Below are 7,364 nucleotides of genomic sequence, written 5' to 3' on the forward strand. Positions count from 1 at the left end.
GGAGCGAATGAAATGGCTGAAAAGGCCGGAATTTGATGCCGTGTTAATCTGCAGCATGCTGCTGGCGGCATTCCTCTACGGCTACGGGATCTGGAATGATCAATATGTGAATTTGTACTATACCACCGCGGTGGGCAGCATGCTGGAGAACTTTCATAATTTCTTTTATGCATCGCTGGATTCTGCCGGTTCAGTAACGGTTGATAAACCGCCTGTGACCTTTTGGGTTCAGACCATCAGCGCCTGGATTTTCGGCTTGCACGGCTGGAGCGTCATCCTGCCGCAGGCGCTGGGAGGCGTCGGCTCGGTACTGCTGGTGTATCTGCTGGTAAAGCCGACTTTCGGCCGTACAGCTGCCCGGCTGTCCGCACTGGCGATGGCAACCATACCTGTAGCCGCAGCCGTCAGCCGGACGAACAACATCGATGCCTTGCTGGTATTTACACTGCTGCTGGCGGCATGGTTTCTGTTCCGCGGAACGAAGCGCAATAAGCTCGGCAGCCTGCTGGCCGCCTTTGGGCTGATCGGCGTGGCCTTCAATGAAAAAATGCTGCAGGCCTACATGGTGGTGCCGGCCTTTTATCTTTTTTATATCATCGCAGGCAAGGTGAACTGGAAGAAGAAGACCGGTGTCCTAGCCGCCTGCACCGCAGTGCTGCTTGCGGTTTCGCTGTCCTGGGCGGTGATCGTCGACTCGGTGCCTGCGAGTGAGCGGCCTTACATCGGCAGCAGCGGTACGAACTCCGTGCTGAATCTGGCCTTCGGCTATAACGGCGTTTCCCGCCTGACAGGCGACCGTAGCACCGGCGGTGGTGGCGGCATGTCGGGCGGCGGCGAAATACCGGCCATGCCCGGCGGAGATGGCCGCGGCAGTTCCGGCGGCGGGCGTCCGGACGCCGGCCAGAACGGAGCAGGCAGCGCCGCACCGGACAGCGCCGCGGGTGCAACGGGCGGCAGCGCAGCTGTGACGGATGCCGGACAAGGCCAAGCCACAGCGGTCTCTGCTCCGGCCGGCGGTCAGGACGGCGGCATGCCGGCCATGCCCGGCGGAGATGGCCAAGGAATGCCGCCGGGCCGGGATGGCGGGTCCGGCGAGGGCTTCTCCTTTGGCGGCGGCAACCGCACGGATGGCGGCGGACGGCAATTCGGCGGCGGCATGGGAGCTCCCGGCGGCGGTGGCGGGATGTTCAACACCGGCACGCCAGGCCCGCTCCGGCTGTTTCAGGCGGAGCTGTCGGGGCAGGCGAGCTGGCTGCTGCCGCTTGTATTCTTCGGCGTCATCGGTCTATTTGCCTCCTTGCGCAGGAAGAACTTCACGCAGCAGCATAAGGAGGCGCTGTTCTGGCTGGTTTGGCTGGTGCCGGTGATGGGCTTCTTCAGCATCGCCGGGTTCTTCCATCAATATTACCTGATCATGATGGGGCCGCCGGTGGCTGCGCTGGCCGGAGCAGGCTGGACCCGGCTGTGGCATTATTACAAGGAACGCTCTTTGTGGTTGTTCTGGCTGCTCCCGGCAGCCGTGCTCGCTACAGCAGGCTTCGCATGGTATATCATCCATCCGTACGATGCTATGATCGGTGCGGGCTGGTCCATCACCGTGCTTGTTTCAGGCGTAGTAATTACTCTGCTGCTGGTGCTGTTCCGGCTGCTCGGAGCGAAGGAGAAGCCGTTTGCACATTTGACGGCGGTGCTGGGCATGCTGGTGCTGCTGATTGGGCCGCTATATTGGGCACTCACGCCGATTACTTACGGACAGAGCAGCCAGCTGCCTGCGGCCGGTCCGGACAGCGCGAACAGCGTCGGCGGCGGCAGAATGCAAGGCGGCGAGGTGAACCAGAGCCTTATCGCTTATCTGGAGGAGCATAACAACGGTGAGAAATATCTGTTTGCCGCATTAAATTACTCGACAGCAGGCCCGTATATCATTGACGAAGGAGCATCTGTCGTCATTCTCAACGGATATTCCGGCTCCGATCCGGTATATGACGCCGAGAGTCTGGAGGCCTTGGTCCGCAGCGGAGCCGTGAAGTATTTCTACGTGTCAAGCAGCGGCGGGCGGGGTGGAGGCAGCTCCGAGGTCACAAGCTGGATTGCCGCGAACGGCACAGAGGTACCGGCCGGGGAATGGCAGGGGACAACGGGCGATGTAAACGGCGGCACATTGTACGAGGTTACACTCCATTAGCAGACAGTCAGCATGGCATGAAGCGCGCAGCAAGCCTGTGTGCTTCATGATTACAATTACAAGGAGGAGCTGCCCTGTGAGCATCAAAGTGCGCTATTCCATCATTATACCGATGTACAACGAAGAAGCGGTTATCCAGGAAACCTACCGCCGGATCAAAAAAGTAATGGGCACCACTGGCGAGCCGTATGAGCTGCTGTTCGTCAATGACGGCAGCACAGACAACTGCGCCCAGATGATCGAGGAGTACAGCTATTGGGATGAGAGCGTGAAGCTGATTGATCTCAGCCGCAATTTCGGGCACCAGATCGCCATAACGGCCGGCATGGATTATGCCCTGGGCGATGCGGTGGTCATTATCGACGCCGATTTGCAGGACCCGCCGGAGCTGATTCTCGATATGATTGCCGAGTGGAAGCTGGGTTATGAGGTCGTATACGCCAAACGCATTAAACGCAAAGGCGAATCGCTGTTCAAAAAGTGGACGGCCAGCACGTTTTACCGCATTCTGCGCTATTGCACCGATATTTCCATCCCGGTCGATACCGGCGATTTCCGGCTGATCGACCGCAAAGTCTGCGATGAGTTGAAGCGTCTGCCGGAGAAGAACCGGTTTGTGCGCGGACTGGTCAGCTGGGTCGGCTTCCGGCAGAAGGCGATTGAATATGAGCGCGATGAACGGCTGGCCGGGGAGACCAAATATCCGCTCAAGCGGATGATCAAGCTGTCCTTGGACGGGATCACCTCTTTCTCGTACAAGCCGCTGAAGCTGGCGGGGATTCTGGGCGGGCTGCTGTCCGTATCCGGCTTCCTCTATCTGATGTATGTCGTTTACCTGGCCTTGTTCACCGACGAGGCGGTTAAGGGCTGGGCATCGGTGATCGGCATTACGCTTACCTTTAACGGATTTGTGCTGATTATGCTGGGCATTCTGGGCGAATATGTCGGCCGGATTTACGATGAGACCAAGGGGCGTCCGCTGTATATTGTCCAGGAGTTCTACGGCGGCAAGCGGCAGGCAGATGCGGATTACCGCAATTCGCAATGGCAGCAGGTTCCGCAGGAAAAGGAGGCGTATAGCGATGAGAATCCGCAAAGCCGTTATACCGGCGGCGGGCCTGGGCACACGGTTTCTGCCCGCCACTAAAGCACAGGCTAAGGAAATGCTGCCGATCGTCGACAAGCCGGCGATCCAGTATATTGTGGAGGAGGCCGTCCGATCCGGGATTGAGAGTATTATTATCGTGACCGGCCGGAATAAGAAATCGATCGAGGATCATTTTGACAAGTCGGCGGAGCTGGAGCAAAGGCTGCTGCTTAAAGGGAAGCACGCGATGCTGCGGGAAATCCGGAATATCAGCGGACTGGCAAGCATCCATTATATCCGGCAGCAGGAGCCGCTTGGACTCGGCCACGCCATCGCCTGTGCAGAGCAGTTCATTGGCGACGAGCCGTTTGCCGTGCTTCTCGGCGACGACATCATGGTCGCGGACCCGCCGGCGCTGTCCCAGATGATACGGCTGTATGAGCAAAGGGAGCAGACCATTGTCGGAGTGCAGCGTGTGCCGTGCCGGGACACCGGCAAGTACGGTATCATTGCCACCGCCGGCTCTGCGGGCCATGTCCACAGCGTGAGCGGACTGGTCGAGAAGCCCTCACCGGAAGCGGCGCCCTCGGATTATGCTATTATGGGCAGGTATATTCTCCAGCCTTCCATCTTCGGGACACTGAAGGGCCTCGGCCGCGGGGCGGGCGGCGAATACCAGCTGACGGATGCGCTGCATGCCGTATGCCGCTGCGAGGGGCTGCTGGCGCTGGAGCTGGCCGGCAAACGTTACGATATCGGAGATAAATTCGGCTACATCCAGGCGACGCTGGAGATGGGGCTTGCCCGGGAGGAATTGCGCCCGCAGCTGCTGCCGTATTTGCGGGAGCTGCTTGAGGGCCTGGCTGCAGAGGAAGACGCGCAGCTTACCGGGCCGGGAGCGGCATGGAGCGCCCTGGAGCGCCATGGAGGAAGGCGAGCTTCTGATGCCGGGAGCCGGAACGGGTAATCTTAGAGGCACCCTAAGAACCAATAAGGCTGCTTCCGCAGATTCCGGATACTGAACCGGGACTCTGTCAGGGGAGCAGCCTTTTGTACAAGCGTATTTCGCCGTGGGCAGCTATTATTTGGCCTGATTGATCTCAATCAAATTTCCCGCCGGGTCTCTGAAATGGGCTAGCCGGATCCCCCAGTCTTCCCGGTTAAGCGGCGCATTAACGAACGTAACGCCTTTTTCCGAGCCATGGATCCGTTTCGGTGCCCGTATGCCAATCATTGCCGGAGGCGGCGGCAGTCAACGACGGGTAATCGGGAATAAAGCCGGAGAATGGCAAAATCTGATGCCTCTCCACCAGTTGGAGAAATTCCGTGAAGCTCAACATTTTCATCGTTATTAACACCTTTACACCCTTGGGATATGATGATTCTACTGCAAGCAGCCCAGTCTCTGCATGTCCATTATCCGGCTTGTTGGCAAAAAAACGGTTCAGTCATCTTTGGATGCGCTTTCCTGCTGGTATATCCGATCGGCCAACCGCCGGATCTCCGCGCTTAGCCGTGGATTGACCGGGTACACTGTCTCCAGGAAATCCAGAATGCGGAGCGCCGACTCGGGAACATGATCATAGCCCTGCATCATTCCGCCTATGATTTCCGCGAACCGGGGAAATCTCTTCTCCAGCCGCCGCTCATTCCCGAACGGATCGGGATAGTACGCCACCTCCTCCTCCAGCAGATGGAGTACGGATAGAATGCTGTCTATAGCGTAGCTTTGAATGAACCGTACGGCAGACAGGCGTTCCCCCCGCGCATAACGGCCGAGCCCCACGTACAGATTAGTCAGGGCTTCGTTCAAGGGATAGTCCAGGGAACTCTTTTTCGGTACGGGGAGCCGGTTGGAAGATAAGATGACCGGTTCTTTGCCGGTATACGCAGGATTCTTCCATACGACACGGCCGCCCGAATAGGAGGCCTCCCCCAGCTCCGATTCTTCAAATACCGCATATTCTCCGTAAATTCCGTCCTCGAACAGGATTTTGTACCCAACCTCTGAATTTTGGAAAGCATAGGCAAGCGGATGTATCTCTTCGAGCCAATCCAAATTTTTAATATATCTGTCCCTCTGCCCCGGCCCGGCGATAACAAAGAAATCCAGGTCCGAATATTCATCGAGCCGTCCGGTCTCGGTGCCAACGGAACCTACGCCTAATAGCAGCAGTGCTCCCCCCTTGCGTTCAAGCGACCTGCCGATCTCCTCCAGCCGCTGCAGCAGACATTCTGTTCTGAGCATAATCATCCTCCTTAGTTTGAAAATGCAAAAAGGGCCCAACCCACTTCTCAGCGAGGTTGAACCCAAAGGTTACATTGCCTTTAATATTCTACCGTAAAATTATCATGCCTGTTTGCTGCTGTCAATTGCAGTAATTGCCGCCGGATTTATTTCAGCAGGTCATGGTCGACATAGCGGGCACCGTTCAGCTCGCTGATAATATTAATAGCGACTTTCGCGCCGTCGCCGGCGGTAATGATAGCATGCACGCTGACTCCGGCAACCGTTCCGGCCGCCCAGATGCCTTCCACATTCGTCTTGCCTTCCGGAGTGACCGCAACCACGGTCTTGATACGCGGCTCCGTGCCGTCCTTGGTCTCCACGCCGGCCGCTGCGGCCAGATCGGTAAGCACGCCTGTAGCGAGAATGACATGCTTCGCTTCATAGGAGTCGCCGTTTTCGGTTTCGATTACGAAGCCCTCGGCTGCCTTAGCAAGGCTCACGGCCTGACCTTCCACCAGTGTGGCGCCGAATTTGACTGCCTGCTTATGCCCGGTCTCCACGAGCTCGGGTCCGCCGATTTCGGCAATGCCGTAATAGTTCTCATACCAGCCTCTGCGGGTCATTCCCTTGTCGTTGTCGATCAACAGCGTTGACTTTCCGGCCTTGGCGGCGAACAGCGCTGCGCTGGCACCGGCCGGGCCGGCGCCGATAACGGCGATTTCGTACATAGTGTAGCCTCCTCAAAGTTTTGTTTAGCTAAGCCTCCTGAATCCGCTGCGGACAAAACTCGCATCGGAAGCATGGGCCTAGTTTTGTTTAGCTAAGCCCCCTGAATCCGCTGCGGACAAAACTCGCATCGGAAGCATGGGCTTAGTTTTGTTTAGCTAAGCCCCCTGAATCCGCTGCGGACAAAACTCGCATCGGAAGCATGGGCTTAGTTTTGTTTAGCTGAGCCCCCTGAATCCGCTGCGGACAAAACTCGCATCGGAAGCATGGGCTTAGCACCATGACCAATCCAAATCTAATAAGCCCATGTGTGAATGCCCCAGCCCTTCCCGCAAGTCGGCCGGGGAATGGCTGCAATTCATGCTCTCCAGATGCTAGTTGGATTTCCGCCACTTATTTACCGAGTAAAGTGCCATTTGCTGATTCTAGTTGGATTTTCACCATCTAATTTGACGAAAATTCGCACCAGTAATCAATTTCACTATAATTAAGTGGCGATTATCGAACTAGATTAGAGCTCCCCCGCACAAATGAGCATTTAAGTGGTGAAAATCCACTAGCGTTGCATTAACCCTGACATGTAATTAGATGTTGTTTATTAAAGTATTTAAAGGGATGTTTTTACATTTGTTTTTGACTGCCAAGCTAAAAAGGAATAGTGGTATAAATGTAAGGCACCAGTTGTCAATTAATTCCATATTTTGTGTGTGGATTACTTTTTACTCGCCCGGAGTTCACCTACCGTTGTTCGTAAGATTTTCGGCTTCGGTGGGACACCTCGTGGTCTTCCTTTGGACGTTCTGCGCGGCCTGAATAGCTCTTCTTCCAGAGAGGACCACGGCAGATACAAATAGACTCGCATCAGTCTAAGCAGTTGCCAGGGCGTTGTTTTACACGCCAATGAGGCATTGACCTCCTGCACCAGAAGCGCCGTAATCAAAACCAGAAACAACTGATTCCATATCGCCTGTGGCTTGTAGCTGTGTACATGCACGGTCGACAAATGCTGCTTCACCCATTTGAAAAACAACTCGATCAGCCAGCGGCATTTGTAAATCTGTGCAATTTCTTCTGCCGACAAATCCCAAATTGAAGTCACGAGCCGGTAGCGACGTCCCTGCTCATCCGTGAATTCA

The 7,364-nt window shown here is 56.1% G+C and carries 7 protein-coding genes and 1 pseudogene; 3 read left to right on the forward strand and 5 right to left on the reverse strand.

Annotation, left to right across the window (positions count from 1 at the left end; genetic code table 11):
• Positions 1-7 precede the first annotated feature (7 nt).
• The 3 genes from F1381_RS15610 (at position 8) to galU (ending at position 4,239) form a co-directional block, all read left to right on the forward strand.
• On the forward strand, positions 8-2,185 hold the full coding sequence (locus F1381_RS15610) for a glycosyltransferase family 39 protein (RefSeq protein ID WP_151735767.1): 2,178 nt from the start codon (positions 8-10) through the stop codon (positions 2,183-2,185).
• A gap of 76 nt (positions 2,186-2,261) precedes the next feature.
• Entirely contained in the window at positions 2,262-3,332 is a 1,071-nt protein-coding gene (locus F1381_RS15615; protein WP_246188050.1) for a glycosyltransferase family 2 protein, read from the forward strand.
• Positions 3,262-4,239 carry a UTP--glucose-1-phosphate uridylyltransferase GalU gene (gene galU, locus F1381_RS15620; protein WP_222850449.1) on the forward strand — a complete coding sequence of 326 codons (978 nt, stop codon included), beginning with the start codon at positions 3,262-3,264 and terminating at the stop codon, positions 4,237-4,239. The genes F1381_RS15615 and galU overlap by 71 nt, the downstream gene beginning before the upstream one ends.
• A gap of 114 nt (positions 4,240-4,353) precedes the next feature.
• Here the strand turns inward: galU and F1381_RS29290 are convergent.
• The 5 genes and pseudogenes from F1381_RS29290 to F1381_RS28895 all read right to left on the reverse strand — a co-directional run.
• Positions 4,354-4,467 (reverse strand): annotated as a pseudogene (locus F1381_RS29290) (VOC family protein); the annotation flags it as partial.
• Entirely contained in the window at positions 4,445-4,618 is a 174-nt protein-coding gene (locus tag F1381_RS28335) for an AlkZ-related protein (RefSeq protein WP_187355374.1), read from the reverse strand. The pseudogene F1381_RS29290 and the gene F1381_RS28335, both read right to left, overlap by 23 nt.
• Before the next feature lie 98 nt (positions 4,619-4,716).
• The gene (locus F1381_RS15630) at positions 4,717-5,520 is read right to left on the reverse strand and encodes a hypothetical protein (RefSeq protein ID WP_151735769.1); all 804 of its coding nucleotides are present in this window, start codon (positions 5,518-5,520) and stop codon (positions 4,717-4,719) included.
• A 146-nt stretch (positions 5,521-5,666) separates the two neighbouring features.
• Positions 5,667-6,230 (reverse strand): FAD-dependent oxidoreductase, encoded by a 564-nt coding sequence (locus tag F1381_RS15635; protein ID WP_151735770.1) that lies wholly within the window; start codon positions 6,228-6,230, stop codon positions 5,667-5,669.
• A gap of 710 nt (positions 6,231-6,940) precedes the next feature.
• The coding region (locus F1381_RS28895) for a transposase (protein ID WP_343043413.1) at positions 6,941-7,364 on the reverse strand (424 nt) is incomplete at its 5' end.

The sequence above is a fragment of the Paenibacillus tengchongensis genome (genome assembly GCF_008973665.1).
GTDB lineage: Bacteria > Bacillota > Bacilli > Paenibacillales > Paenibacillaceae > Paenibacillus_AQ > Paenibacillus_AQ tengchongensis.

Coding starts and splice junctions, on each gene's coding strand:
- F1381_RS15630 (WP_151735769.1), bottom strand. CDS start 5,520: ATGCTCAGAACAGAATGTCTGCTGCAGCGGCTGGAGGAGATCGGCAGG.
- F1381_RS15635 (WP_151735770.1), bottom strand. CDS start 6,230: ATGTACGAAATCGCCGTTATCGGCGCCGGCCCGGCCGGTGCCAGCGCA.
- F1381_RS28335 (WP_187355374.1), bottom strand. CDS start 4,618: ATGAAAATGTTGAGCTTCACGGAATTTCTCCAACTGGTGGAGAGGCAT.
- F1381_RS15610 (WP_151735767.1), top strand. CDS start 8: ATGAAATGGCTGAAAAGGCCGGAATTTGATGCCGTGTTAATCTGCAGC.